Annotated in this window: 20 protein-coding genes and 2 pseudogenes; 9 read left to right on the top strand and 13 right to left on the bottom strand. The window is 69.5% G+C overall.

Annotated elements, in window-relative coordinates; translation table 11 throughout:
- From A5756_RS02685 to A5756_RS02655, 7 genes are all read right to left on the bottom strand, one after another.
- A partial coding sequence (locus A5756_RS02685) for an acyltransferase (protein WP_156659170.1) occupies nt 1-688 on the bottom strand: 688 nt, incomplete at its 3' end.
- Between the two features lie 228 nt (nt 689-916).
- Nucleotides 917-2,107, bottom strand: a complete 1,191-nt coding sequence (locus tag A5756_RS02680) for a CaiB/BaiF CoA-transferase family protein (RefSeq protein ID WP_066946507.1) — start codon at nt 2,105-2,107, stop codon at nt 917-919.
- The gene (locus tag A5756_RS02675) at nt 2,100-3,029 is read right to left on the bottom strand and encodes an SDR family NAD(P)-dependent oxidoreductase (RefSeq protein WP_066946502.1); all 930 of its coding nucleotides are present in this window, start codon (nt 3,027-3,029) and stop codon (nt 2,100-2,102) included. Before A5756_RS02675 ends, A5756_RS02680 begins: the two co-directional genes overlap by 8 nt.
- Nucleotides 3,029-4,870, bottom strand: a complete 1,842-nt coding sequence (locus A5756_RS02670) for an NAD(P)/FAD-dependent oxidoreductase (protein ID WP_066946499.1) — start codon at nt 4,868-4,870, stop codon at nt 3,029-3,031. Before A5756_RS02670 ends, A5756_RS02675 begins: the two co-directional genes overlap by 1 nt.
- Nucleotides 4,867-6,042, bottom strand: a complete 1,176-nt coding sequence (locus A5756_RS02665; RefSeq protein WP_066946495.1) for an LLM class flavin-dependent oxidoreductase — start codon at nt 6,040-6,042, stop codon at nt 4,867-4,869. The genes A5756_RS02670 and A5756_RS02665 overlap by 4 nt, the downstream gene beginning before the upstream one ends.
- The gene (locus tag A5756_RS02660; protein ID WP_066946491.1) at nt 6,039-7,415 is read right to left on the bottom strand and encodes an SRPBCC family protein; all 1,377 of its coding nucleotides are present in this window, start codon (nt 7,413-7,415) and stop codon (nt 6,039-6,041) included. The genes A5756_RS02665 and A5756_RS02660 overlap by 4 nt, the downstream gene beginning before the upstream one ends.
- 15 nt (nt 7,416-7,430) lie before the next feature.
- Nucleotides 7,431-8,291: an SDR family NAD(P)-dependent oxidoreductase gene (locus A5756_RS02655; RefSeq protein ID WP_066946488.1), complete on the bottom strand. Its 861-nt coding sequence runs from the start codon at nt 8,289-8,291 to the stop codon at nt 7,431-7,433.
- Nucleotides 8,292-8,439: 148 nt separating this feature from the next.
- Here A5756_RS02655 and A5756_RS02650 point away from each other — a divergent pair, with 148 nt between their 5' ends.
- The 4 genes from A5756_RS02650 to A5756_RS02635 are packed head-to-tail and all read left to right on the top strand — an operon-like array spanning nt 8,440 to nt 13,186.
- Nucleotides 8,440-10,044: an SMP-30/gluconolactonase/LRE family protein gene (locus tag A5756_RS02650; RefSeq protein ID WP_066946485.1), complete on the top strand. Its 1,605-nt coding sequence runs from the start codon at nt 8,440-8,442 to the stop codon at nt 10,042-10,044.
- 9 nt (nt 10,045-10,053) lie between these two features.
- Nucleotides 10,054-10,803 carry a GntR family transcriptional regulator gene (locus A5756_RS02645; RefSeq protein WP_066946482.1) on the top strand — a complete coding sequence of 250 codons (750 nt, stop codon included), beginning with the start codon at nt 10,054-10,056 and terminating at the stop codon, nt 10,801-10,803.
- A gap of 9 nt (nt 10,804-10,812) precedes the next feature.
- Entirely contained in the window at nt 10,813-12,411 is a 1,599-nt protein-coding gene (locus tag A5756_RS02640; protein ID WP_066946478.1) for an AMP-binding protein, read from the top strand.
- A 1-nt stretch (nt 12,412) separates the two neighbouring features.
- Nucleotides 12,413-13,186: an SDR family NAD(P)-dependent oxidoreductase gene (locus A5756_RS02635; RefSeq protein ID WP_066946475.1), complete on the top strand. Its 774-nt coding sequence runs from the start codon at nt 12,413-12,415 to the stop codon at nt 13,184-13,186.
- A gap of 3 nt (nt 13,187-13,189) precedes the next feature.
- On the opposite strand, the gene A5756_RS02630 is transcribed toward A5756_RS02635, so the two are convergent.
- Both A5756_RS02630 and A5756_RS02625 read right to left on the bottom strand, forming a co-directional pair.
- The gene (locus A5756_RS02630) at nt 13,190-13,648 is read right to left on the bottom strand and encodes an SRPBCC family protein (RefSeq protein WP_066946472.1); all 459 of its coding nucleotides are present in this window, start codon (nt 13,646-13,648) and stop codon (nt 13,190-13,192) included.
- Complete coding sequence (locus A5756_RS02625) at nt 13,645-14,511, bottom strand: rhomboid family intramembrane serine protease (RefSeq protein WP_082959972.1); 867 nt, start codon at nt 14,509-14,511, stop codon at nt 13,645-13,647. The genes A5756_RS02630 and A5756_RS02625 overlap by 4 nt, the downstream gene beginning before the upstream one ends.
- Nucleotides 14,512-14,609: 98 nt before the next feature.
- Between A5756_RS02625 and A5756_RS02620 the strand changes: the two genes are divergently transcribed.
- Nucleotides 14,610-14,975 (top strand): nuclear transport factor 2 family protein, encoded by a 366-nt coding sequence (locus tag A5756_RS02620; protein ID WP_197505726.1) that lies wholly within the window; start codon nt 14,610-14,612, stop codon nt 14,973-14,975.
- 47 nt (nt 14,976-15,022) lie between these two features.
- Nucleotides 15,023-15,247 carry a hypothetical protein gene (locus A5756_RS26350; RefSeq protein ID WP_082959971.1) on the top strand — a complete coding sequence of 75 codons (225 nt, stop codon included), beginning with the start codon at nt 15,023-15,025 and terminating at the stop codon, nt 15,245-15,247.
- A gap of 99 nt (nt 15,248-15,346) precedes the next feature.
- Here A5756_RS26350 and A5756_RS02610 read toward each other — a convergent pair whose 3' ends face one another.
- Complete coding sequence (locus A5756_RS02610; protein WP_066946465.1) at nt 15,347-16,084, bottom strand: DUF899 domain-containing protein; 738 nt, start codon at nt 16,082-16,084, stop codon at nt 15,347-15,349.
- 27 nt (nt 16,085-16,111) lie between these two features.
- On the bottom strand, nt 16,112-16,876 hold the full coding sequence (locus A5756_RS02605; RefSeq protein WP_066946462.1) for an SDR family NAD(P)-dependent oxidoreductase: 765 nt from the start codon (nt 16,874-16,876) through the stop codon (nt 16,112-16,114).
- Nucleotides 16,877-16,995: 119 nt separating this feature from the next.
- Between A5756_RS02605 and A5756_RS02600 the strand changes: the two are divergent.
- Nucleotides 16,996-17,976: pseudogene (locus A5756_RS02600) on the top strand (sigma-70 family RNA polymerase sigma factor); the annotation flags it as partial.
- A 159-nt stretch (nt 17,977-18,135) separates the two neighbouring features.
- Entirely contained in the window at nt 18,136-22,959 is a 4,824-nt protein-coding gene (locus A5756_RS02595) for a cation-translocating P-type ATPase (protein ID WP_066946456.1), read from the top strand.
- A 13-nt stretch (nt 22,960-22,972) separates the two neighbouring features.
- Here the strand turns inward: A5756_RS02595 and A5756_RS02590 are convergent, their stop codons facing one another.
- Nucleotides 22,973-24,550 (bottom strand): AMP-binding protein, encoded by a 1,578-nt coding sequence (locus tag A5756_RS02590; RefSeq protein ID WP_066946453.1) that lies wholly within the window; start codon nt 24,548-24,550, stop codon nt 22,973-22,975.
- On the bottom strand, nt 24,547-25,431 hold the full coding sequence (locus A5756_RS02585) for an SDR family NAD(P)-dependent oxidoreductase (protein WP_066946511.1): 885 nt from the start codon (nt 25,429-25,431) through the stop codon (nt 24,547-24,549). Before A5756_RS02585 ends, A5756_RS02590 begins: the two co-directional genes overlap by 4 nt.
- A 292-nt stretch (nt 25,432-25,723) precedes the next feature.
- Here A5756_RS02585 and A5756_RS26345 point away from each other — a divergent pair.
- Nucleotides 25,724-25,854: pseudogene (locus A5756_RS26345) on the top strand (cutinase family protein); the annotation flags it as partial.

Here is a 25,854-nt window from a genome sequence, read left to right as displayed (position 1 = left end):
GCGCGCGGGTGTCGGTGCCGAAATAGACTCGGTCGCGGGTGTCGTCGGACACCATCCCCATGGCGATCGCGGCCGAAGCCAGCGCCCCCACGGTGGCGATGACGAACATGGCGAAGCGGACTCCGCCCACGGTGGCCCGGGTGGAGCGGCGCCTGGCCCGCGCGGCCAGCAGCAGCGTCACCGCGATCAGCAGCACCGGCCACACGAAGTAGTACTGCTCCTCGACCCCGAGCGACCAGGTGTGCTGCAGCGGCGAGGGCGGGGCGCCCTGCGTGAAGTAGTCGGTCTTCTGGGCGACGAACCGCCAGTTCGCCATCCATACGAACGCCGCGATGGCGTCGTCGCGCAGGCCGGTGAGGGACCGATCGGGAAGCAGTTGGCGGGCCGCCGCCACGGTGAGCACCATCAACATCAGGGCCGGCAGCAACCGGCGCGCACGGCGAATCCAGAAGCCGGTCAGCTCAATCCGGCCGGTGCGTCCCAGCTCGTCCAAAAGCAGCGAGGTGATCAGAAACCCGCTGAGCACGAAGAAGACGTCGACGCCGATGAATCCGCCGCTCACCCCGGGGATGCCGCCATGGCCGACCAGCACCAACGCGACCGCTATCGCGCGTAACCCGTCGAGCGCGGGAATGCCGCTGCGCCGCTCCGGCTTGTCCCAGATCGCCAGCCGACCGGCCCTGCGCACGGGAGCGACCCAGCGGGGCTGCCGAGCACGACAGGCCGGCGCGGGATTGGTCCCGCCCGGCTCAGCGCTCGCGGTTAGCGCGCCCTGACCACCATGTCGCCCGGCGCCATAGTTGATGCCGATACGTCGCTGCCCCTCCTCTTGATCGGAGCCAGCTTAAAGGCGACGCGGCCGGATCGACCGGAGACACGCGAAGACCTGCTTCGCTTTTGGCCGGTGTCGCGCGTGCTATACGGGCCCGGCCGGTTTCACGTCGGCGTTCACGTCGACCAGGGCCAGCCCGAGCTCCTCGAGTACCTCTTCGGTATCCGCGCCGAGCTCCGGGGCCGGCCCGGCGACGCGGCCCGGCGTGCGGGAAAACCAGGTCGGCACACCGGGGAACCGCACCGGGCCGTGCTGCGTGTGCACGGTCTCGAAAAAGCCGACGGCGTTGAGGTGCTCGTCGTCGAACAGGGTCGCCGGACTGGCCAGCGACGCGGCCGGTATCTCGAGTTCGCGGAACAGATCCAGCCACTCCTGCGTCGTCCGCTGCGCCATCGTCTCGGCCAGCAGCGCGTACACGGCGTCGATCTGGCGCGCGCGCCGCTCGAGTGTGGCGTACAGATCGCTCTGCCACGGGGGCCGCACCGCGGCCATGAAGGCGGCCCAATGCTTGTCGTTGTAGATCAGCGCGGCGATGTAGCCGTCACTGGTGCGGTACGGCCGCCGGTTCGGCGCCACCGTCCGCGGATACACCGCGGGGCCCAGGGGCGGATCGAACATGGCGCCGTTGGCGTGTTCGACGAGCATGAACGACGCCATCGTCTCGAACATGCCGACTTCGACCTCTTGTCCCTCACCGGTGCGCTCGCGATGGAACAGCGCCATCATCGTGGCATAGAGCGCGGTGAGGCCGGCGACCTTGTCGGCCATGATCGTTCCGACGTAATTTGGTTCACCCGTCAACTGCTCTTGGACGAACGGCAACCCGCACGCGGCCTGGATGGTGTCGTCGTAGGCGGGCAGGTCCCTGTTGGGGCCGCGCCGGCTGTAGCCGTAGCAGTTGGTGTAGACGATGCCCGGATTGATCGCCGCCACCTCGTCGTAGCTGAACCCCAGCCGGGCAACCGCTTTGGAGCGCATCGAGTGGATGAAAACGTCGGACCGTTCGATGAGCGCGCGCAGGACGGCCTTGCCCGAATCCGACTGCAGGTCGACGGTGATCCCCCGCTTGCCGCGGTTGACATTGACGAAGACGCCACCCATGCCCCGGGCCGGCCCGACCGACACATAACGCGTGTCGTCACCTTGCGGGGGTTCGACCTTGATGACGTCGGCGCCCATGTCGGCCATGATCTGCGTGCAGTAGGGACCCATCACCATCGCCGTCAGGTCGACGACGCGCACGCCCGTGAGCGGGCCGGGCCCGCGGCTAGACATTGCGCACGCCTTCGTTGCGCGCCGCGGTTCCGAAGCTGTAGCGGATGTGCTCGCCGTGACCGTCGGGCACGACGGGAAACACCAGGGGCGCGGCCAGATAGCGGACGGCGTCGATCTGCTCGGCCACGTCCTCGATCGACCATGACGATCGATGCACGCCGGGGGTCTCGGCGATCACCGCGCGGGCCACGCGGCCGGCGATGGCAACCAGGATCTCGCCGGTGACCGGGCAGCTTTCGTGTGCCAGCAAGCCCACCACGGGCGCAACCAGCTCGGTGCCCATCGGCGGATAGGCCGAGATATCCAGTCCCTCGGCCATTCTCGTCACCGCCGACGGCACGATGACGTTGCAGAGCACCCCGTCGACCGCGCCTTCCAGCGCGACGACGTTGGACAGACCGAGCAGGCCCGCCTTGGCGGCGGCATAGTTCGCGACGCCGTGGTTGCCGTACAGGCCGCCGATCGACGAGGTCAACACGATGCGGCCGTAGTGGGCGTCGGACATGAGTGGGAACGCCGGCCGCACGACGTGGAAGGCGCCCCGCAGGTGAACGTCGACGACGGCATCGAAGTCCTCGTAGCTCATCTCCTTCAGGGATCCCCGCCGGACGTTGCCGGCGTTGTGGATCAAGATGTCGATGCGTCCGTAGTTGTCCAGCGCGGCTTGGATGATCGCCTGGCCGCCCTGCGGCGTGATGACCGATTCGGTGCACGCGACCGCGTCGCCGCCCGCGGCCCTGATCTCGCTCACCACGTCGTGCGCGGGACCGGCGTCGGCGCCCGAGCCGGTCAGTGCGCCCCCGGTGTCGTTGACCACGACCTTGGCTCCGCGGGCGGCCAACAGCAGCGCGTACTCGCGGCCCAGCCCCCGGCCGGCGCCGGTCACCACCGCCACCCGATTGTCGAATCTCAGTTGCGCCATTACGATCCCAGCACGAGGCCGTCCAGGTCACCCTTGGCGCGCCATTCGGCCAGCAGGTCACTGAAGGCGTAGAACCCCGGCCCGTACGGTTCGCCGAGGTGGGAGCGGATGCCCTCGCCACCGCCGCCACCTTCGTTGTTGTAATAGCCCGGCGTGCACTCCATGTCGAATTGGCTGTTGTCGATCGCCGTGTCCTTGACCGTCTGGCACCACTGGTCTTGGGCGGCCTCGCTGGGTTCGACGGTGGTCGCGCCGCGGGCCAGGGCCTCGGAAATGATGTAGGCGATGTGCTCGCCCTGCAGTTCATAGTTGGCGGCGATGTTCGCGGAGATGCCCACCTGGGTGAACCCGGTGAAGAACTGGTTGGGAAAGCCGCGGCTCGTCATCCCGTGCAACGTCTGGTACCCGTCGTGCCAATAGTCGAAGAGCGACACCCCGTCGCGGCCTTCGATCGCGTCGATGGAATACCGGCGGCTGATCTCGGTCGTGATCTCGAAGCCGCTGGCGTAAATGATGCAGTCGACCTCGTACTCAATACCGTTGGCCACCAATCCATTCGCGGTCGCCCGCTCGACGCCCTTGCTGGCCGACACGTCGACCAAGGTCACGTTGGGACGGTTGAAGGTCTGCAGGTATTCGTCGTTGGTGGTCGGCCTCTTGCACAGGAACCGATAGTAGGGCTTGAGCGCTTCGGCGGTCTCGGGGTCCTCGACCAGGCTCTCGACCCTGCGCCGGAGCCGCTCCATCACTTTGAAGTCTTCCTCGTCACGGATGGCCATGAACTGCTCCGGCGTCATAGCGGCCGGATCGGCCAGCGCGAGGACCCGCGCCGCGGTGTTGCGGCCCAGCTCGGTCCAGAAGTCGCAGACCAGATCCGGCTGGCCCAGCGCCATCCCCTCGAATGTCCAGGCATGGAAGTTGCGCTGCCGCTCCTTCTGCCAGCCCGGCTTGAGCGTCTTCACCCACTCCGGATCGGTCGGCGCGTTGTTGCGCGCACCGACGGAAGAGGGCGTGCGCTGAAAGACGTAGAGGTGCTTGGCATGCCGGCCCAGGAACGGCACGATCTGGATGGCCGTCGCCCCGGTGCCCACCACCGCAACGCGTTTGTCGGCGAGCTTGTCCAGCCCACCGGATGTGTCCCCGCCGGTGTACTCGTAGTCCCAGCGCGAGGAGTGGAAGCTGTGGCCCTTGAAGTCATTGATTCCCGGTATGCCCGGCAGTTTGGGCCGGTGGAACGGCCCCGAGGCCATCACCACGAAGCGCGCCCGGATGTCGTCGCCGCGGTCCGTGCTGATCCGCCAGCGCTTGCCGGGCTCGTCCCAGTGCAGCTCGCGGACCTGGGTGGAGAAGATGGCCGAGTCGTAGAGCCCGTAGTGCTTCCCGATGCGCCGGCAGTGGTCGTAGATCTCGGCACCGTCGGCGAACTTCTTCGACGGAATGAAGTTGAGCTCCTCGAGAAGTGGTACGTAGCAATAGGACTCGTTGTCGCACTGGATGCCCGGGTACCGATTCCAGTACCAGACCCCGCCGAAATCGCCGCCCAGCTCGATGATGCGGACATCGTCGACGCCCGCCTTCTTCAGGTAGGCGCCACACAGCAGGCCACCGAAGCCGCCGCCGATCACGGCGACGTCGATGTCCGCCGAGATCGGGTCCCGCACCAACGGCGGTGAATGCGGATCGGTTTCGTAATATCCGGCGAAGTCGTCGACGAGTTCGACGTACTGCTTGGATCCCTCCGGGCGCAGCCGCTTCTCGCGCTCCCGGCGGTACTTCTCGCGCAGCGCCTCGAAGTCGACGTCGTCCGGCGTCTGCGATGGCGGGCAATCCGGGTTGGTCATGCCAGGGCGTTCTCCGGTAGGGCCGCGGCGTGCAGGGGTGCGTCCATCTTCTGCACGGCGGGCAGCACCTCCTTGGCGAACAGTTCGGTGCTGGCCATCGCTTCGGCGTAGGGCATGGTGCCGAACTGCGGGACGATCGTCAGCTCCGCGAACGAACACGCCTCCTGGGCGGCCTTGATCCGGTTGAAGATCTCCTCCGGCGTCCCGATCAGCAGGTTGGACGCGTGGTAGCCCGGCGTCTTGGACGGGCCGGCCTTGGCGTCACCGGTGACGGACGAAGCGAGGACGGCCGTCGCGGTCGCCTCCCGCGCGGCGTAGGCCTCGTAACCCTTGACGCCCTTGAAGTTTGCGGCATCGGCGAACCCGTAGTGCACGGTGACGTCGCGGTTGGCCGTCCAGATCCACTCCTCGGATGCCGCGGGGTCACCGGTGGTGCAGTACATGAACATCACGTTCTTCGGCTGGCAGGGCGGCAGGCCCTCCTCCTTGCGGAACGTGTTGACCTTCTGCACTTCCCGTCCGGCGTCCTCGATCGGCTTGTTGCCGACGAAGAGCGGGACCATGCCGCGGCGGGCCAGGATCTCCAGCGACTCGGCGGTCGAGGACGAGCTGTAGATGCGTGAGAAGAGGTCGCTGCTAAGCGGTTCGGGGCGCAGTGACATCTCGGGGACCTTGAAGATCTCCCCGTCGTAGGAGAATCGCTCACCGGAGAACGCCAGCTGCAGGATGTCAAGGGTCTCGTTGAACCGCTGCCTGCTCTCCTCCCGCGGCACGCCGACGGCGTCGAACTCTCCCTTCGAGACCCCGCGGCCGATCCCGATCGTGGTGTAGCGGCCGTTGGAGAGGATGTCGAGGTAGGCGATTTGGTGCGCGAGCCGGACGGGATGCCACCACGGCGCGACGGCGACGAAGGTGCCCAGGGCGACCCGCTCGGTGCGGCCGGCGAAATAACTGAGTGCCTGAATGGGGTTGGGCGTCATGCCATATGGCGTCCCGCAGTGCTCGGGCATCCAGATGCCGTCGAACCCGAGCGGCTCGGCCAGGTCGGCGATCGCCAGGGTCGCCTGGACGCACTCCCAGTCCGGGGTGGCCGGCGGCCGGCTGAAATCTTCGGCGAGCACGCGGTCCCAGTCGTGGGAGTTGTGTGCGCCGAAACCAAGATTGACCTTCATCGTTGTATCTCCGTTGCTAGTTCCTTCGGGGCACCGGTGCCCAGGTACCGGGCGAGGTTGCGGTGCAGGTTGGCGGTGCTGCGTTCCATGTACGGGTTGGGCTTGGGGCCGCGGAAGCCGTACGACTTCATGCCTTGCTGGACGGCGGCCATGTTGGAGAAGTCCTGGGGCAGCACGCTGCGCCAGTTCGGATCATCCGGCGGTGCGTACACCCATTCGGTTTGCGGCTCTTCGCCTTTGGGGTAGAGCTCGTAGCACGAGGCTTCGAAGATGCACTTGTCGGGGTCGTAGCCGAAGGGGCGGGCGCTGTAGCACAGCGCGGTGGTCAGGCCCTGGCCGATCTGGAAGTTCGGGAAGATCTGCCACGCGGTCCCGCTCTTGGCCAGGTGTTCGGGGTCGATGGTCGGCCACTCGACGCCCCGCGCGGCGTCGTCGCGCCGCGCCGACGACAGCCAGTGCTCGAGCACCCGGCCGGCCGGGGTGTCCGCGGGCAGTTCGTCGACCAGCCGGCGCGCCGCCTCCACCAGGGTCCTGGTGGTGGTGGCGTTGGTTTCCTCCAGCGTGTAGACCTGCATCTCGGCCGTCGAAATCCGCGGGTCCGCACCGGTGCCCAGGCGGATCTTCGATTTGGTCTCTTCGAGCCCCTTGGGCGCGTCGTAGCCGATGTTGCTGTGCTTGCCCTGCGCCATCGCCCAGCCGCGGAAGTTGCCGAATTTGTTGAACTGCGGATGAGTGGTGGCGACGTGGTAGGTCTCGTTGAAGGCCTCCATCGCGACCTTCCAATTGCATTCGAAATGCAGCCATTTCCGCCATTTGCAGCGCATGTCCTGCAGGCGGAACGGGTCGAGCATGGTCGCGGCGGGCTCGAGGTAGTCCCGCAACGGCTCGCACGCCGGATCCATGTTGATCCAGACCCAGCCGCCCCAGGTGTCGACGTTGACCGGCGCCAGGTGGGTGTTCTCCGGCGTCAGGGCGCCCTGCCAGTCCTGCCGCTCGGGGACGTGGGTGCAGGCGCCGTCCTGGTCGTAGGTCCACCCGTGAAACCCGCACACGAACGACTTCTTGTGGCCGCAAGCGTTTCTCGCGCCGTCCGGGGTGTCGACCAGCCTGCGGCCGCGGTGCATGCACACATTGTGGTGAGCCTTGAGCGTGTCGGATCCGGTGCGGATCACGACGACGGAGTCGTCCAGGATGTCGTAGGTGAGGTAGCTACCGACCTTGGGCAGGTCTTCCACGCGCCCGACTTGCTGCCACACCTTGCGCCAGAGCTTGTCGCGCTCGGCGCGCAGGTATTCCTCGGAGAGGTAGGCCTCCACCGGGATCGTGACCGGTTCGGTCAGCTCCTCAGGCGCGGCCGCGCCGTTCTGTGTCATCGGGTCCCTCGCTTTCTACCCGTCCCAGCGCGTGATCGCCGCGCGGAATGTTTCGTCCTTGAGGAACACCGAGGTGTTGTCGGCGCCCAGGTGCCCCCACTTGAGGTTCAATCCGCCGTCCACCAGGAGTGTCTGTCCGGTGATGTAGCTCGACAGGTCCGACAGCAGGAAGAGGACCGCGCCGGCCACCTCCGCGGGCCGCCCGCGGCGACCCATCGCGATGGCGCGGCGGTCGCGTTCGGGATCGGAGTCGACATAGGTGCCCGACGCGGGTGTCTCGGTCACGCCCGGCGCCACGGCGTTCACGCGGATCGGGGACGCGCTGTCGGCCAGTTCGAGCGCCATGGTGCGGGTTGCCGCCACGATCGCGGCTTTGGCCGTGCCGTAGGCGATGTGGAACGGCGCCGCGTTCATGCCGCTGATCGACGAGATCGACACGATGGAGCCCGGACGGTCGTGGCCCTTCAGTTCCGCGGCCACCGCCTGACTCATGAAGAACATCGTTTCGAGGTTGCGGGTGAACAGGTCGCGCCAGTCGGCGCGCGTCACCCGGGTCAACGGCATCCACGTCGACGGGTCCGCGCCGCCGGCGACGTTGACCAGCCCGTGCAGTTCACCGTCGGCCCCCCGCACGGCGTCGATCGTTGCGCGCACCCCGTCTTCGGTAGCGGCGTCGGCCGCGACGGGCACGACGGCCAGGCCCTCGGCCTGCAGCGGCCCGAGGTGCCGGTCGAGGTTGTCCTGCCCCCGGCTCACCGCGACTACGGTCGCGCCGGCCTCGGCGACCATGCGGGTGACGATGGTCCCGATGCCACCGCCAGCCGCGCCGGAGACCACGACGATGCGCCCGTCCAGGCTCAGCAGGCCGCCTACCATCGGGTCAACCAATTGTCCGGACAAGATAATGATGTGCACTCATCAGAGAGCATGATTCTCTCGGGCATGGCGGCCCGTCAAGTGCCGGATCGAATCGGACGAAGGCTATTGTCTGGACTATTGGTCGATTGCTAACGTGCGAGCGGTGATGGCCGGATTGTCACAGTCGCAGGGTCGCTTCTCCCCCGAGCGGGCGCCGAGCGTGGCCGATGGCTTCCGTCTCGCCCGCCTGACGCCCCCGAGCCGGCTCTTCGGCGCGAACGGCCTGCGCACCGGCCCGGACGGCCGCATCTACATCGCCCAGGTGACCGGCAGCCAGATCAGCGCCCTCGACCCGGCGACCGGTCGGCTGGACGTCGTCAGCGCCAAGGGCGGCGACATCATCGCGCCCGACGACGTGGCCTTCGACCCGGACGGCAACCTGTTCGCGACCGAGGTCATGGACGGCCGGGTGAGCGTGCGCGATCCGGCGGGCCGCACCCGGGTGCTGCGCGACGACGTGCCGTCGGCCAACGGCATCACGTTTTACCGGGACCGGTTGTTCATCGGCGAATGCCGCGACGGGGGCCGCCTGCTCGAGCTCGACCCGGCGGGCGGCGCGGCGCGGGTGCTGCTGGAGAACGCGCCGTCGCCCAACGCGATGGAGGTCGGGCCCGACGGCATGCTGTATTTCCCGCTGATGGGGGCCAACGAGATCTGGCGCATCGACCCCGGCGGCGGCGACCCCGAGCGGGTGGCCGGTGACCTGGGTGTCCCCGACGCGGTGAAGTTCGATTCCCGCGGGCGCATCGTGTCGACGCAGGTGCACAGCGGCCAGGTGCTGCGCATCGATCCAAGCAACGGCGACCGGACCGTGCTGGCCACGCTCAATCCCGGACTGGACAACCTGACGTTCCTCGGTGAGCGGTTGTTCGCCTCGAACTTCACCGGCGAGATCACCGAGATCCTCGGCGACGGCCGTACCCAGACCGTCCTGCCGGGGGGGCTGAATTGGCCGCTGGACCTGGCGGTCGGTTCCGACGGCAATCTCTACATCGCCGATGGGACGTACTTTTATGCGCTCCTCTCCGACGGTTCGTTGCGAACCGCCGGAATGCTTTTCAGCCCGGGCTATCCGGGCTTCCTGCGCGGGATTGCCGCCGTGGCCGACGGCGAGTTCGTCGTCACGACATCCAACGGGCAGGTGGCCCGCTATCGACCGGCCGGCGGCGAAAGCCAGGTGCTGGCAGAGGGTTTCGATCAGCTCTACGGGGTTGCGGTCGCCCCGGGTGGTGCCGTGCTGACGGCGGAACTGGGCGCGGGACGGGTGCTGTCCATCCGGTCGGGCGCGGTCGAGGTGGTCGCGACCGGGCTCAGCGAACCGGTTGGGGTGGCCATCGCCCCCGATGGGGGATGCCTGGTCTCCGAGGCGGGCGCCGGGCGAGTGGCCCGACTGGGCGGCGCGGGCGGCACGGTATGCGACGGCCTGCAGCGGCCCCAGGGCATCCTGGTGCGCGACGGGCAGCTGTACGTCGTGGACGCGGGCGCCAAGCAGTTGGTCGCCGTCGACCTGGACACCGGCGCGCGCCGCCCCATCGCGTCGGGCCTGCCGGTGGGTGCGCCGCCCGGCGTGACACCCAAGCCGCTGCGTGGCATGCCGCCCTTCTCCGGGCCGCAGGGCCCGTTCGCCGGTATCGCCGCCGGTCCGGACGGCACGCTGTACATCTCGGCGGACGCCGACGGCAGCGTGCTGGCATTGCGGCGGGAATCCTGAAGGGGCGAGATGACCGAAACCAGAGTCGTCGACCACCGGTACCTGCAGGTCGCCCGCACGTTGCGGAAAGAGATCGTGGAAGGCGTCTATCCGGTGGGCTCGCAATTACCGACCGAACACGAACTGTGTGAGCGATTCGCGGTGAGCCGCTACACCATTCGGGAGGCGCTGCGGCGCCTGCGCGAGGACAACCTGGTGTCGTCGCGCCCACGAACCGGAACCCTCGTGGTGCCGCGGCCGTCGGCCGACTCCTACGTCCAGCACGTCATGTCGATCAACGACCTGCTGGCGTTCGCGACGGACACCCGATTCGCCATCGAATCGGTCGCCATGGTCACCATCGACGACGAACTGTCCGCCCGGACCGGGCTGACGACCGGCGAACAATGGCTGACCGTGCGCGGCTTCCGGCGAACCGTCACCAGCGACTCTCCCGGGTCCGCGCTCTGCCGCACCGAGTACTACATCAACCGCGCGTTCGCCGGCGTCGGCCGGTTCCTGCAGCGTCACGAGGGCCCCATCTTCCCGCTCATCGAAGACCTGTTCGGCCTCAGCGTCGTCGAGGTCCAGCAGGAGATCGCCGCAGTGGTCATCTCCCCGGACCTGGCGGCCGGGCTCGAGATCGATTCGGGCACACCGGCATTGCAGGTGCAACGGACGTACACGACCTCCGACGGGCGGGTCGCCCAGGTCACCATCAACACCCATCCCGCATCGCGCTTCCGGCACTCGATGACGATGCGGCGGGTTCGTGGCTAAGCTGCCGCAATGGCATCCACCCGGAAGCTGATCGGCGGGCGGCGGGTTCGGTGGGACGACGAACGCGCCGCCGAGGCCTACGCGCGCGGTTGGTGGGTCCCCGGCACGCTGGCCGACGCGCTGCGCGAGGCCGCCGAGCGCACGCCGCAGCGGGTGGCGCTGGTCGACGGGGACCGGCGGCTGGACTGTGTGAGCCTGTACCGACAGGCAACGGCGCTGGCGCACGCGCTGCACGCGCGGATCCCGCCGGGCAGCGTGGTTTCCTTCATGCTGCCCAACTGGCACGAGGCCGCGGTGATCTACCTAGGCAGCACGCTGGCGGGGCTGGTGGCCAACCCCATCCTGCCGTCCATGCGCGACCGCGAACTCCGGTTCGTCCTGGAAGACGCCGCCAGCCGAATGATCTTTGCCCCAGCGCAGTTCGGGCATCACGACTATGCGGCGATGCTGGGCCGGGTGACCGCGCAACTGGAGTCACCGCCCGAGGTCGTGCTCGTGCGGGGTGGCCCGGATGGGCATGGCGTCCCCTACGAATCGCTGCTCGAGGAGCGGCCCTCACGCGCGCCGTTGCCCACGCTGCATCCCGATGCCGTCCGCATGATCCTCTACACGTCGGGCACCACGGGACGTCCGAAAGGTGTTCTGCACAGCCACAACTCGATCCACGCGCTGATCCGTCAGCTCGGTGAGCACTGGCTCGTCGAGCCGGGCGACGCGTTCCTGGTGCCGTCGCCGATCGCGCACATCGGCGGTTCCATCTACGCGTTCGAATGCCCGCTGCTGCTGGGCACGACCGCGGTATTGATGGACCGGTGGGACGGCGACGACGCCGTCGCACTCATGCAGGCCGAGCGGTGCACACACATGGCGGGAGCGACACCCTTCCTGGAACACATGCTGGCCGCCGCGGAGCGCGCCGGCACCCGGCTCCCGGATCTGAAGCTGTTCGTCTGTGGCGGCGCGTCGGTGGCGCCCGCGCTGATCCGCAGGGCCGCGGCCTTTTTCGAGTCGGCGATCGTCACCCGGGTGTACGGGTCGACGGAAGTCCCGGTCACCACGATCGGGTCGGTGCGGGACATCGATCACGCCGCCGACACCGACGGTCGCGTCGGCCTGGCCGAGGTCAAGCTGGTCGACGGGGAGATCCGCGCGCGAGGGCCGCAGATGCTGACCGGCTACCACCACCTCGAAGACGAAGCGGACGCCTTCGACGAGGAGGGCTTCTTCCGCACCGGAGATTTGGCGCGATGGCTCGACGACGACTACCTGGTCGTCACCGGGCGCGCTAAGGACATCATCATCCGCAACGGTGAGAACATCTCGCCGAAGGAAGTCGAGGACATCCTCGCCGGCCACCCCGGCATCGCGGAGATCGCCGTCGTCGGGCTGCCCGACGACCGGACCGGGGAACGGGCCTGCGCCGTCGTGGTGCCCGCGGGCGGCCCCGGCCTCGATGTGGCCAGCCTGCGCGGCTTCCTGGAAGAGTCGGGGCTGGCGCGGTTCAAAGCCCCTGAGCAGCTGGTGCTTTGGGATGTGCTGCCCAAGAACGACGCGGGGAAGATATTGAAGCACCGGATCAAGGCGGCGCTCATAGAGGCGGAGCAGTGACATGCAGGTAGCGGTGGTGACGGGGGCGAGCGGCGGCATCGGCTTCGGCTGCGCGGCCAAGCTCGCCGAGGCGGGCATGGCGGTCATGGCGACCGGGAGAAGCGACGAGAAGCTCGCCGGGCTGGCGCGCCATATCGGCGACCCCGACCGGGTGGCGACGGTGGCCGTCGATCTCACCGACGACGATGCACCCAAGCGGATCACCGACGCCGCCCTAAACAGGTGGGGCCACATCGACTTTCTGGTCAACATCGCCGGGATTGGCAGCCCCAAGCCGGTGCACGAGACGGACGATGAATCGCTGGACCATTTCCTCGGATTGATGTTGCGGGCCCCGTTCCGCCTCATCCGGGAGGTGTTGCCGCACATGCCTCCCGGGTCGGCGATCATCAACGTCACGTCGACCTTCGCCGTGGTCGGCGGCCTGCGCGGCGGAGCGTATTCGGCGGCCAAGGGCGGCCTCACGGCGCTGACCACCCACATCGCCTGCCAGTACGGGGCGCAGGGGATACGTTGTAATGCAGTGGCGCCCGGGGTGATTCAGACGCCGATGACCGAGCATCGCCTGCACGACGAGCGGTTCCGGCGGATAAACGCCGAGATGACACCGCATCAGCGCCTGGGCACGGTCGACGACGTGGCAAGCACGGTGGCGTTCCTGTGCTCGCCCGGTGGGGCCTTCATCAACGGCCAGACGATCGTCGTCGACGGCGGGTGGAGTTCGACGAAGTATCTGTCGGAGTCGGCGCTGACGTCGGAGTGGAAGCCGCGCTGATCATCATGTCTCGAAGTGCCGGCGGATGCCGGCCAGCATCTCGATGTGCGCCTTGACGGCCTCGCGTGTCGTCATCGGGGCGAGCAGCCGGGGCGCCGCTATCCGGATTCGCTCGGTGACACGGGTGCCCGCCGCGATCGGTTCGAAGCTCACCGTCCCGCGCAGGTAAACCCCCGGGGACTGGTCGGCCTCGGTCAGCACCGCCCCCACCGCCGGCACCCGCAGCCGGGCCCGGTAGGTGATGGTCACCCTGAATGGCCCCAACGGAATCCGGTCCCGAACCCGATAGCTGTGCACGACACCGTCCGCGGTCTCGGTGCGCGACAGCGTCTCCACGGACACGATCAGCGGGTGGACGAGCTTGATGTTGTCCAGGTCCACGTAGAAGTCACGAACTTCGCCCGGCGGCGCGGGCACGTCCTCGGTCAGCGTGCGCTCGGCGTGGGCGACCCACCAGCTCATGCGGAGAACTCTGCGAGCAATTCCGCCGTGCGCCACCAGATCAGCACGGCGAACGCCGCCAGCACCACGATCGTCACCGCGGCCTGAACCGCGTTGCGCCGCTGTGGTGGCGGGTAGACGTAGGCCGCGGCGACCAGCCCGCCCGTGACCAATCCGCCCACGTGCGCCTGCCAGCTGATGCGTTGCGAACTGATAAGCGGGACAACGAAAGTGAAGACCAGGTTGATCGCGATGACCGCGACCGCCCAGCGGACGTCGACGGCCAGCCGTTTGCCCACCACGAAGGTGGCACCGAAGAGACCGAAGATCGCCCCGGAGGCACCCGCCGTGGCCGTGTCGAGCGGCGACACCAGGTAGACCAGCACCGAGCCGCCCAACCCACCGAGCGCGTAGAGCGCGCCGAAACGCAATCGGCCCAGCCACATTTCGAGCGGCGGCCCCACCACATAGAGCGCCCACATGTTGAACAGCAGGTGCGTCGCCCCGTAGTGCAAGAACGCCGACGTCACCAGGCGGTAGAACTGGCCGTCGGCGACCGCCGGCGGCCAGAGCGCGAGCTGCCTTTCCAGCTGCCCCGACGCCATCTGCAGCACGAACGCCGCCACGTTGATCGCGATCAGGGCGTACGTGAGCACCGGCGTGGCCGACCGCTGCCGCCCGCCGAAGCGGGTCCGCGGCTGCCGGATGGTGCGGGCGCCCGCCCGGACGCACTCCACGCACTGCTGACCGACGGCTGCTTCCCGCATGCAGTCCCCGCAGATGTAGCGCTCACAACGGTTGCAGCGGACGTACGTCGGCCGGCCGGGGTGCCGATAGCAACTGGGGGCCGCGGGCGGCGAATCCGGTGGGCTGGGTGCGCTCATCGCCCCATTCTCGCCCGCGCCGACTGGCCGGGCGCCGCGCTTTGGCAAACCTGTTGCGCGGCCGGCCGGTCACCTACTGTGTTGTGGGTGGAGGCGAGGTGAGCGAGCAGGGTGTAGTCGAGCGCTACCTGGACTGCCTGGCCGCACACGACTGGGACGGCCTTGCCACGACGGTCGGCGACGAAGGCCTGACCCGCGAGGGCCCGTTCTGCGACGTCGTCGAGGGCAAGCAGCACTACGTCGCCTACCTACGTAAGGTCCTCACCAACTTGGACGGTCATCGGCTGGACGTGCAGCGGGTTTCACACGTGAGCACCCGCTTGTCCTATGTCGAGCTGACCGAGTCGTTCGTGATCGACGGCGTCCCCAAGCGGTGGAAGGAATGCATCCTGTTCGAGCGGGGCGACGACGGGCTGATCTCACGCGTCAGTGTGTTCTTCAAGCAGCCCGGGGGCGCAGGCTGATCGGGAAACTATTCCCTCGCCCGCGAAATTGACCTAGCGTGTGATGGGTGGAATCAAACGGAAGCCCGGAATTGGTGCCCGTCGAAACATTGCACTCAGGTGATCCCATCATGGATTGCGGTCAGCGGTACATAGTCCTCGAATCGACGGCCGTCGGCGACAGCTGCGTGGTCCTCGAGCTCGAGTCCAGGGTGGACCACCAGCTGCAGGTCATCGAGAAGTCGTTCCCAGCCGGGTACCACGTCAACAGGGCGAACCACCGAATTTTATAGCCCGGATTTACTCAGCCGAATAGTGCGCGAGTAGCCGTTGGACGGCTACCGCGCATTCGTGTTATTCGGGCCGGAAACGCGAATTGCGGTCTGCCGGATTTAGCCGCTCCGCGCGGGCCGGGGGTCATTGGGATTGTCCGGATCGGGATCCCCGAACCACCGCGACGGCGCGCGCTCCCCGTATGCGTCGTGCCATTCCCACCACTCGTACGGCGCGCTTTGCGGGTAGCCCGTTGGCGAGTCCTCCCAGTTCTCCTGGCGTCCGAGCGCGGTCATGTCGAGGTAACTCCAGGTGTTGCCCATCACCTCGTCGCCGCGGTTGTTTATGAAATAGGTCCGGAACACGCGGTCACCGTCGTGGATGAAGGCGTTGGTGCCGTGCCATTCGTCCACGCCGAAGTCGGCATCGAAATCGTCGGTGAGCGTGTACCACGGCATGTGCCAACCCATCCGCGCCTTCAGCCGCGCGATCTCGGCCTGCGGTGCCCGCGACGCGAACACCAGGGTGGTGTCGCGAGCGTTCAGATGGGCGAGGTGCCCCACGTGGTCGGCCATCATCGAGCAGCCGCGGCAGGCATGGTCGGGCCAGCCGTCCACGCCCGGCTCGAAGAATGCGCGGTAGACGATCAGCTGACGCCGGCCCCCGAAGAGGCCCAGCAGGCTGATCCTGCCCTCGGGCCCCTCGAACGCGTAGTCCTTGTCGACGGCCAGCCAGGGCATCCGCCGGCGGGCCGCCGCCAGGGCGTCGTGGGCCCGCAGCACTTCCTTCTCCTTCACCAACAGTTGTTCGCGTGCGGCCGCCCAGTCCCGTGCCGACACGATGGGGGGTGTGTTCATTGCGTTGTCCTCCTTGGGTTTCGGGGGTCAGGCCACTGCCGACAGGCCGGTCGACGTGAGCAGATACGCGTCCCCGCCGCCACGGCCGTCGGCGGCGATCGAAAGGACGGATTGGCCCACCTGTTCCGCGCTGAGCGCGGGCCCGCCGGCCTGCACGAACGACTCGACGTCGACCCCTTGCCGTTCGGCGTACGCCGCGACGGCTTTGGCGCCGAGGTCGGTGACCGGGGTCAACCGCGGCAGGACGGACACGAACCGGATCCCCAAGCCGGACCGCTCCGATTCGACGGCGGCGTAGCCGGCAATGAACCTGACCGTGGCCTTCGCCCCCGCGTACCCCCCGCTCAGTGGTGACCCGGCCACGGCGGCGCCGCTGGACACGGCGATCACCGAACTGCCCGGCGCGAGCGGCCGTCGCAACGCGTAGCGGATCCAGTGAAACGCCTGCGCGACATCCACATTCCAGTTCTGGCTGAAGCTGTGCCAGCTCTGGTCCTGCAGTGGGCTCATCCGCGGCGTCGCCCCGGCGCACAGGACCAGTGTGCGCGGCCGGTACTCGTCGATCAGCCGCTGCGCCGTCGCCGGGTCGGCGGCGTCGGCGGCCACGTGGACGAAGCCGCCGCCCAGCTCGTCGCGCACCTCGTCGAGGCCGGATGCGTTGCGCGCAACGCCGACCACGTGGGCGCCGGCCACCGCCAGGGCGCCGGCGATGGCGCGGCCGAATCCGCGGCTCGCCCCGGTCACGATCGCCGTGGTACCGGCCAGCCCATCGGTTGTCAGTGGCTCGTTCATGTTCTTCCTCGCTCTCATGGAATGTGCGTCCACTAGTTGAGAGACGTCGCAGCACCGGAATTCATCGCCCGCGGACCGATGAATTTCCCCGGTCCGCCGTCTCTGTACTGGAGTAGCGTTCGGTCGCAGCCGAGACAGGAGAGGCCATGCCGGCGAAAGAGGACTTCATCGCGCAGGCGGCGCCGTTTCGGGCCGAGCTGATCGCGCACTGTTACCGCATGCTCGGGTCGGTGCACGACGCCGAGGACCTGGTGCAGGAGACCTATCTCAACGGCTGGCGCGGCTACCAGGCGTTCGAGGAACGCGCTGCGTTGCGAACGTGGCTGTATCGGATCGCGACGACCGCCTGCCTGCGGGCGCTGCAGAACCGCGCGCGCCGCGTGCTGCCGGCCGGATTGGGTGACGGAACGACCGACCCGGACGCCGGCCTCGACGCGGTCGGTGGTGCACACGAGTGGCTGGAGCCCATTCCCGACTCGCTGATGTTCACCCCGGAGGACAACGTCACCGCGCGGGAAAGCCTGCGGCTGGCCGTGATGACGGCCCTGCAGGAGCTCCCGGCCCGCCAGCGAGCGGTGCTCATCCTGCGCGACGTCGTGCAGTTCAGTGCCGCCGAGGTTGCCGAGCTGCTGGAAACGACACCGGCCGCCGTCAACAGCTCGCTGCAGCGGGCGCGGGCCCGGCTCGCCGAGCTCTCCCCCACCGAGGAAAGCCTGTCCGAACCCGACGACGCCGGGCGCCGTGAACTCCTCGACCGCTATTGCGCGGCATTCGAAAACGCGGACATGGCCGCCCTCACCGCGTTGCTGCAGGCGGAGGTGAAACTCGAAATGCCGCCTCTCCCCGTGTGGTTCGCCGGTCGCGACGCGGTGCTGCGGTTCCTGGCCGCGCGCGCTTTCGCCAAGGCCGGTGATATCGCGATGATCCCGACGGCCGCGAACGCGCAACCCGCGGTCGCCGAATACCGCCGCGGTCCCGACGGGACCATGCGGGCCCATTCCATCCACGTCCTCACCGCGGACGCCACCGGCATCGCCACCATCACCGTCTTCCTGGACCCCGGCCTGTTCAGCAGGTTTGGTTTTCCGGCGAGCCGGTAACCTGTCGGCAGGGGAAGCGACAACACCACCGGTCAGCGAAGGAAGGCACGACCCCACCGGCGTCACCGCTGTCGTCGCACGTCCACCGTTGCAAATGTGGACAGGCCCCCAACCCCCCAGGATCATTAGGCGCGGTAGAGGTAGTCGAAGGGTGACCGAGTGAGGATTCCGGGCGTTGGCAGCGTCGTCGCCGGCATGACCGACGGGGCCGCGCAGGTGGTGCGCGCCGGCGTGGCCACCGCGACCGGGGCGGCGGGCGCGCTGCAGGCGTTGACCAACCCGGTCGCCGAACTCGCGGTCCCGGTCGTGCAGTCGATGGCCCAGACGACGGGCCGGGCCGTCGGATTGACCGGTTCCACCAACGGTTCCGGGCCCAGCGTCACCCCGCCGGTCCGGTGGCAGAGCGGGCGGCGCGTGCATCTGGACCTGGACCCGTTGCTGCCGTTCCCGGGCTGGCACGAGCACGCGCCGGCGGTCGAGGAGCCGGTTCGCCGGATTCCGGGAGTGGCCTCGGCGCACGTCGAGGGCGCCCTCGGGCGGCTGGTGGTCGAATTCGAGAACGAACCCGATGGCGATGCCGTGCTGGACCGGGTTCGCGAGACGATCTGCCGCGTCGCGGCGGACTTGACCCTCGTCGCCCCCAAGGAGGCATCCCGGACCGCGCCGTTCGCCGACCCCGGAAACCCGTTGGCGATCCTGGTCCCGTTCAGCGCCGCGGCCATGGACGTGGCGGCCATCGGAGCCGCGGTGACGGGCTGGCTGGGCCGCCTCCCCGTCGCGCCGCGAAGCGCACGCGCCGCCGCCGCGCTGCTGAACCATCAGCCGCGGGTGGTTGCCGTGCTGGAGTCGCGGCTGGGTCGCGTCGGCACCGACATCGCCCTCAGCGCGTCGACCGCACTGGCCAACGGGCTGACGCAGGCAGTCGGCACCCCGCTGCTGGACCTGGCACAACGAAGCTTGCAGGTCTCCGAGGCCGCGGCGCACCGTCAGCGCTGGCGGGACCGCGAACCGGAGCTGGCCTCACCTAACCGGCCGCAGGCCCCGGTGGTTCCGATCATCTCCTCGGCTGGCCCCAAATCGCAAGCGCCCCGGCACAATTGGGCCGCTGCCGCAGCGGGGGAAGCTTCCCACGTGGTGGTGGGCGGGGCCATCGATGCCGCGATCGACACCGCGAAGGGCTCAATGGCCGGGCCGGTGGAGGAGTACGCCGACCAGGCCGCCAACGCCTCGCTGGTGGCCGCGGCGGGTGCGCTGCTGGCCGGCGGCGGCACCGAGGACGCGGCCGGCGCGCTGCTGGCCGGCGTGCCCCGGGCCGCACACACGGGCCGGCAGTCGTTCGCCGCCGTCCTGGGCCGCGGACTGGCCAACACCGGGCAGCTGTTTCTCGACCCAGGCGCCTTGCGGCGCCTCGACCGGGTCAAGGTGGTCGTGGTCGACGGCGCCGCACTGCGTGGCGACAACCGCGCCGTGCTACAGGCCCGCGGCGACATACCCGGGTGGGACGAGGACCGCGTCTACGAGGTCGCCGACGCGCTGCTGCACGGTGAGGAAGCCCCCGAACCGGACCCGGACGAGTTGCCCGCCACCGGCGCCCGGCTGCGGTGGGCCCGGGCCCAAGGGTCGTCGGCGACGCCGGCGCAGGGCCTCGAACACGCCGATCTCGTGGTCGACGGCGAGCGGGTCGGCAGCGTCGACGTCGGGTGGGAGGTCGACCCGTTCGCCATCCCGCTGCTGCAGATCGCGCACCGGACGGGCGCCCGGGTGGTGCTACGCCACGTCGCCGGCACCGAGGACCTGGCCGCCAGCGTCGCCGTGAGCCACCCGCCGGGCACGCCGCTGCTGCAGTTGGTGCGCGACCTGCGCACGGATCGCGGGCCCGTGCTGCTCATCACCGCGCTGCACCGTGACTTCGCGTCCACCGACACATTGGCCGCGCTGGCCATCGCCGACGTCGGGGTGGCGCTGGACGACCCGCAGGCGGCGACGCCGTGGACGGCGGACATCATCACGGGCACGGACCTCGCCGCGGCGGTGCGCATCTTGTCGGCGCTGCCGGTGGCCCGGGCGGCGACCGAGTCCGCGGTGCGCCTCGCGAAGGGCGGCAGCACGCTGGCGGGGCTGCTGCTGGTCACCGGCGACCCACGCACGCTGAGCCCCTTCGCCGTGCAGCGCTGGCTCAACCCGGTCAACGCCGCCGCGGCGGCCGCGCTGATGCAGGGCACCTTCGCGGCCTCCCGGGTGCTTCGGCTGCCCGACCCGACACCGCAGCCGCTGACCGCCTGGCACGCCCTCGATCCGGAGATCGTCTATGCCCGGCTGGCCAGCCGCACCCGGCCCCTGGCCGTCGAACCCGGCGCCGCGCCCTGGCGACAACTCCTCGACGACCTGTCCTACAACCCGCTGGTCGCGCCGCTGCGCGGGCCGGCCAGCCGGGTGGGCCGACTGCTGACCGCGACGCGGGCCGAGTTGTCCGATCCGCTGACGCCCATCCTGGCCGTGGGGGCGGCCGCCTCGGCGATCGTCGGCAGCAGCGTCGACGCGCTGCTGGTGGCGGGCGTGATGACCGCCAACGCCGTCGCCGGCGGGGTGCAGCGGTTGCGGGCCGAGGCCGCCGTCGCCGAGCTGTTCGCCGAGCAGGATCAATCCGCGCGGCGCGTGGTGCTCCCCGCGGTGGCCACGGCGCACCGCCGGCTGGAGGCGGCCCGCACCGTCGAACGGACGGTCTCGGTGAACGCGAAGTCGCTGCGCCCCGGCGACATCATCGACCTGGCCGCCCCCGAGGTGGTCCCGGCGGACGCCCGCCTGCTGGTCGCCGAGGACCTAGAAGTCGACGAGTCCTTCCTCACCGGCGAGTCGCTGCCGGTGGACAAGCAGGTCGAGCCCGTGGCCGTCGCCGACTCCGACCGCGCCAGCATGCTGTTCGAAGGCAGCACCATCGTCGCCGGGCACGCCCGCGCGATCGTGGTGGCGACGGGTGCGGGCACCGCCGCCCAGCGCGCGATTTCGGCGATCGCCGACGTCGAGTCCGCGGCCGGGGTGCAGGCGCGATTGCGCGAGTTGACCAGCAAGGTCCTGCCGCTGACCCTGGCCGGCGGCGCGACGGTGACCGCGTTGGCGCTGCTACATCAAGGAACGTTGCGTCAGGCGGTCGCCGACGGGGTGGCCATCGCCGTGGCCGCCGTCCCCGAGGGCCTGCCCCTGGTGGCCACCCTGGCCCAGCTGGCCGCCGCCCAGCGGCTGTCGCGGCGCGGGGTTCTGGTCCGTACGCCGCGGGCGGTCGAAGCGCTGGGCCGGGTCGAGACGGTGTGCTTCGACAAGACCGGCACGCTCACCGAGAACCGCCTGCGCGTCGTCCGCGGCGTCCCGCACGGGGCCGACGCGGACACTCCTTTCCCCGACGTGACCGACCCGGCGTCCGCCGCGGTGGTGCGGGCCGCCGCGCGCAGCAGCACGCAGCCCCACAACGGGGGCGGCCACGCGCACGCGACCGACGAGGCGATCCTCACCGCGGCGAATTCCATTGACCGCCAGTGGGCCTCAGGTTGGACCGTGCTCGCGGATGTACCGTTCGAATCCAGCCGCGGTTACTCCGCCGCGATCGGCACGGCCGGCGGGAACGGCGGCCCGATGCTCATGGTCAAGGGCGCGCCGGAAGAAGTTCTTCCGCGCTGCCGCTTCGCCGATGCGGACGCCGACCTCGACCGCGCGGAGTCGTTGGTGTTGCGCCTTGCCGAGCAGGGCCTGCGGGTGCTGGCGGTGGCTCAGCGCCCGTGGGAGCACGGGACCGGCGAGGATGACACCGACGCCGACGCCGTCGACGCCGCCGCGCACGACCTCGAGTTGGTCGGCTACGTCGGTTTGGCGGACACCGCGCGGGCGTCGGCGCGGCCGCTGATCGAAGCGCTGGTGGAAGCCGGCCGGCGGGTGGTGCTGATCACCGGCGACCACCCGGTGACCGCGCGGGCGATCGCCCGGCAACTGGGCCTGCCGGCGGACGCGCGTGAGATGACGGGCGCCGAACTCGTCGCGTTCGGCGAGGAGGATCGCGCCAAGGTCGCCGCCGACGTCCAGGTCTTTGCCCGCGTCAGCCCGGAGCAGAAGGTGCAGATCGTCGCGGCGCTCCAGGACAGCGGGCAGGCGGTCGCGATGGTCGGCGACGGGGCCAACGATGCCGCCGCGATCCGGATGGCCGATGTGGGCATCGGCGTGAGCGGTCGCGGCTCGTCCGCCGCGCGCGGGGCCGCCGACATCGTGCTGACCGACAACGATTTGGGCGTGCTGCTCGACGCGCTGGTCGAGGGGCGCGGGATGTGGGGTGGCGTGCGGGACGCGGTGGGCATCCTGGTCGGCGGCAACGTCGGCGAGGTGCTGTTCACCCTCATCGGCACCGCCCTGGGCACCGGCCGGGCGCCGGTGGGCACCCGCCAGCTGCTGCTGGTGAACCTGCTCACCGACATGTTCCCCGCGCTTGCGGTCGCGGTCACCCCGCAGTTCTCCGAGCCGGAGGAGGCCGAGGAGGGGGCCGACCGCGACGCCGAGGAATTGCACCGCGCCTTCCAGTTGGCCACGCTGTCGGGGCCCCCGCCCTCCCTGGACGCACCGCTGATGCGGCAGATCGTCACCCGCGGCGCCATCACGGCAGCGGGTGCGACGGCGGCCTGGGCCATCGGTCGCTGGACACCGGGCACCGAACGCCGCACGTCGACAATGGGACTCACCGCGCTGGTGACCACGCAGCTCGCGCAGACCCTGCTGACCCGCCGCCACAGCCCGCTGGTGCTGGGCACGGCGCTGGGGAGCGCGGGCGTGCTGGTCGCCATCGTCCAAACCCCCGGCGTCAGCCACTTCTTCGGTTGCACGCCGCTGGGCCCGGTCGCCTGGACCGGCGTCATCAGCGCCACCGCGGGCGCCACCGTCGTCTCGGTGCTGGCGCCCAACTGGCTGGCCAAGCAGGTCGCCGCCCTGGAACCCAAGCCGCAGTGAGTGTTTCGCGCGCCTAGCCGGACAGCTCCCTGCGCACGACCTTGCCCGCCGGATTGCGCGGGATGCTGGTGACCACGTTGATGTCTCGGGGCTGCTCGAATCGCGAGACTTTGCCCTTGAGGTACTCCCGCAACTCCGCCTCATCGGTGCCAATGTCCGGGTGCAGCACCACGAACGCGGCCAATCGATGACCGAACTTCTCGTCGGGAACACCGATGACCGCGTTGTCGGCGATCGCCGGATGCTGAGCGAGGGCGTTTTCGACGGCCCGCGGATAGACGTTCTCACCGCCGGAGATGATCATGTCGTCTTCGCGGCCGACGATGTAAAGGCGGCCCGCGTTGTCGAGGTAGCCCATGTCGCCGGTGCTGGTCATGCCGTCGACGACGGCCTTCGCGCCGGGCTTGTCGCCGCCGCCGGTATACCCCTCGCTGGCCAGTTCGCCGCCCACGAAGATGCGGCCGGTAACGCGCGCACCGACCTGCTTGCCGTTCTTGTCGAGGATGCGCACCGGGCAGCCGGCGACCGGTTTCCCGACGGTCTCGGGCGCCTCGCGTAGCTCCGCGGGAGTGGCCAGCGCGCCGATGCCGACCTCGGTGGAGCCGTAGCCGTTGTAGAGGATGTCGCCGTAGGCGTCCATGAACCGCTGCCCCAAAGTGGGGTCGAGCCGGTCCCCACTCGACATCACGACCCGCAGGTAGGGCACGGGGTTGCGGGCCCGCACCCGCTCCGGCAGGGCGAGGATGCGCGCCAGCACCACCGGTACCGCCGTGAACGCGTCGGCTCGATGCAGCGACGCCTGCGCGAGCGCGGCTTCGGCGTCGAAGTGGCGGTGGGTGAGTACCGTGCCGCCCAGGGCCACGGTGAGCATCAGCATGCCCAGTCCCAGCCCGTGAAACATGGGCATCGCCACCGAGATTCGCGACCCGGTGCGCAGGCCGGTGCGGTCCAGGATCGTCACCCACACGCCCACCGCGGACCGCAGCTGCGGTGAGCGCGGCACCCCTTTGGGCGTGCCGGTGGTGCCCGACGTCAACAAAATGATCCGGCCCGGCTTGGCCACGTCGGGCCGCGGCTCATTCTCCTGGGCGGCGATCGTGGCCGGGTCGATCACGACGACCGATCCGTCGGCGGCCAGGGCGCGCTCGCCGAATTCGGCGTCGGCGACCATCGCGGTGATCCGGTGACCGCTCACCGCGGAGGCCAGGGCGTCGCTGCGAAAGTCCGTATTGACCAGGACCACGTCGGCGCCCACCAGCGCGGCGCCGAAGACGCCGGTGATGAAACCGCGGCCGTTGCGGCACATGATGCCCACCGCGTCGCCGGGCCCGACACCCTCGCGCGACAACCTGCGTGCCAGCGATTCGGTCGCCGACTGCAACTGCCGGTAATCCCAGACGCCGTCGTCGTCGACGATCGCGGCCCGGTTGGGCCATCGAGTCGCGGTCACCGCCAGCAGGGTGTACGGGTTGGTGCCGCCCCGGCGTGCCTCCCGGATCAGCCGCAGGGCCGCCAGCGGCGACGGCGGAGCGAGCAGTCGCGACCGCACCAGCGCCCGGGCCGCGGTGCCGACCACACCCTCGTCGCTCATCGCCGGGCCTCGCTGGAATCCGAGAAGAACCGCCGGTACCACAGCCGGGCCGCGCGTTCGGCCGGCCCGGCCAACAGCACCGAGGCCAACTCGGCCGGCAACACCCACGGCGGCTCGTTGGTGCGGGGCCGCTCGATGATCGCTTTGGCGATCGCGTCGGCGGCCTGGTCGGCCGACAACCCGGGGAGCCGCCCCAGGATGGGCGTGGGTGCGATCATCCGGGTCCGGACCAGCGCGAAGTAGACGGAGGTGACCTCCACACCATCGGCGTGCAATTCCGGGGCCACGCTGCGCAGCCACCGGTCGAAAGCCCCCTTCGACGCCTGGTATGCGCCCCACTGCGGCCCCGGCACGACGCGCACGCCGACACTGGAGACGTTCACGATGTGCCCGCGCCCGCTTTCGCGCATGGCCGGCAGGAGTCCCAGCAGCAGCCGGATGGGCCCGAGATAGTTGATGTCGATGGTGCGCTGAAAATCGTGCGGCCGGTCGTATTGGTGGTGCAGCGAGCGGCGCAACGACTTGCCGGCATTGCTGACCAGGATGTCGATCGCGCCGTGCTGCTCGGTGATCTCCTTGGTCAGCGCGCTGACGGCGGCCTCGTCGGTGAGGTCGGTCGGGTATGCGATCGCGCGACCGCCGGCGGCGTTGATCGACGCCGCCAGGTCGCCGAGCCGTTCCTCGGACCGGGCGACCACCAGCGCGGTGGCCCCGGCGGCGGCCAGCCTGCGCGCAGTCGCCTCGCCGATGCCGTATGAGGCGCCGGTGACCAGCACGGTCTTGCCGGCGACGGCGCGGCGCAGCTTGTCGGCATCCGACTCCCGGGCCGGATTGGCCACGTGGTCCGTGACCTTATTGAGGGCCTGCACTATCACGTTCAACTTTGCCGCCGCATTCACTCGGGCCGCGTGTCGAGCATCGGCGATGGCTTCACCGTGCGCCCGACTCGTCACAGTTAGCAGACCACATCGCGATCCGGGCCCGAGCCCCGCCCCGGCGTTGTCGCTCCGGTCGAGCCGGGCGCCGGATCGCCGGCCGCCGCGGCGCCGGATGGGGCGCCCGCGCAAGCGATCTCAGCCCGCAAAGCCCGAGGAAACCGGGGTTGTGTGAATTCGCAGTAATTTCCATGCTTTCACCTGTTTAGCCGAGGGGTCGACTGGGCACAATTGCGGCATGATCGCACGTCAAATAGCCCGTTTTGTATGTCCAGCAGTAGTTGCCGCATCCGGCCTCGGCGCGTCGGCGCTCGCCGGTTCGGTCATCCCCTCCGCCGCCGCCCAGTGTCCGGACGTGCAGGTGGTGTT

It is taken from the genome of Mycobacterium sp. 852002-53434_SCH5985345 (assembly GCF_001667155.1).
Taxonomy (GTDB): domain Bacteria; phylum Actinomycetota; class Actinomycetes; order Mycobacteriales; family Mycobacteriaceae; genus Mycobacterium.
Note: the sequence above shows the minus strand (reverse complement) of the source record. Positions and strands in the feature narration are given on the sequence as shown.

Bases quoted from the DNA above. Each gene is read 5' to 3' on its own strand.
- A5756_RS02680 (WP_066946507.1), bottom strand. From the start codon at position 2,107: ATGTCTAGCCGCGGGCCCGGCCCGCTCACGGGCGTGCGCGTCGTCGAC.
- A5756_RS02675 (WP_066946502.1), bottom strand. From the start codon at position 3,029: ATGGCGCAACTGAGATTCGACAATCGGGTGGCGGTGGTGACCGGCGCC.
- A5756_RS02670 (WP_066946499.1), bottom strand. From the start codon at position 4,870: ATGACCAACCCGGATTGCCCGCCATCGCAGACGCCGGACGACGTCGAC.
- A5756_RS02665 (WP_066946495.1), bottom strand. From the start codon at position 6,042: ATGAAGGTCAATCTTGGTTTCGGCGCACACAACTCCCACGACTGGGAC.
- A5756_RS02660 (WP_066946491.1), bottom strand. From the start codon at position 7,415: ATGACACAGAACGGCGCGGCCGCGCCTGAGGAGCTGACCGAACCGGTC.
- A5756_RS02655 (WP_066946488.1), bottom strand. From the start codon at position 8,291: ATGGTAGGCGGCCTGCTGAGCCTGGACGGGCGCATCGTCGTGGTCTCC.
- A5756_RS02650 (WP_066946485.1), top strand. From the start codon at position 8,440: ATGGCCGGATTGTCACAGTCGCAGGGTCGCTTCTCCCCCGAGCGGGCG.
- A5756_RS02645 (WP_066946482.1), top strand. From the start codon at position 10,054: ATGACCGAAACCAGAGTCGTCGACCACCGGTACCTGCAGGTCGCCCGC.
- A5756_RS02640 (WP_066946478.1), top strand. From the start codon at position 10,813: ATGGCATCCACCCGGAAGCTGATCGGCGGGCGGCGGGTTCGGTGGGAC.
- A5756_RS02635 (WP_066946475.1), top strand. From the start codon at position 12,413: ATGCAGGTAGCGGTGGTGACGGGGGCGAGCGGCGGCATCGGCTTCGGC.
- A5756_RS02630 (WP_066946472.1), bottom strand. From the start codon at position 13,648: ATGAGCTGGTGGGTCGCCCACGCCGAGCGCACGCTGACCGAGGACGTG.
- A5756_RS02625 (WP_082959972.1), bottom strand. From the start codon at position 14,511: ATGAGCGCACCCAGCCCACCGGATTCGCCGCCCGCGGCCCCCAGTTGC.
- A5756_RS02610 (WP_066946465.1), bottom strand. From the start codon at position 16,084: ATGAACACACCCCCCATCGTGTCGGCACGGGACTGGGCGGCCGCACGC.
- A5756_RS02605 (WP_066946462.1), bottom strand. From the start codon at position 16,876: ATGAACGAGCCACTGACAACCGATGGGCTGGCCGGTACCACGGCGATC.
- A5756_RS02590 (WP_066946453.1), bottom strand. From the start codon at position 24,550: ATGAGCGACGAGGGTGTGGTCGGCACCGCGGCCCGGGCGCTGGTGCGG.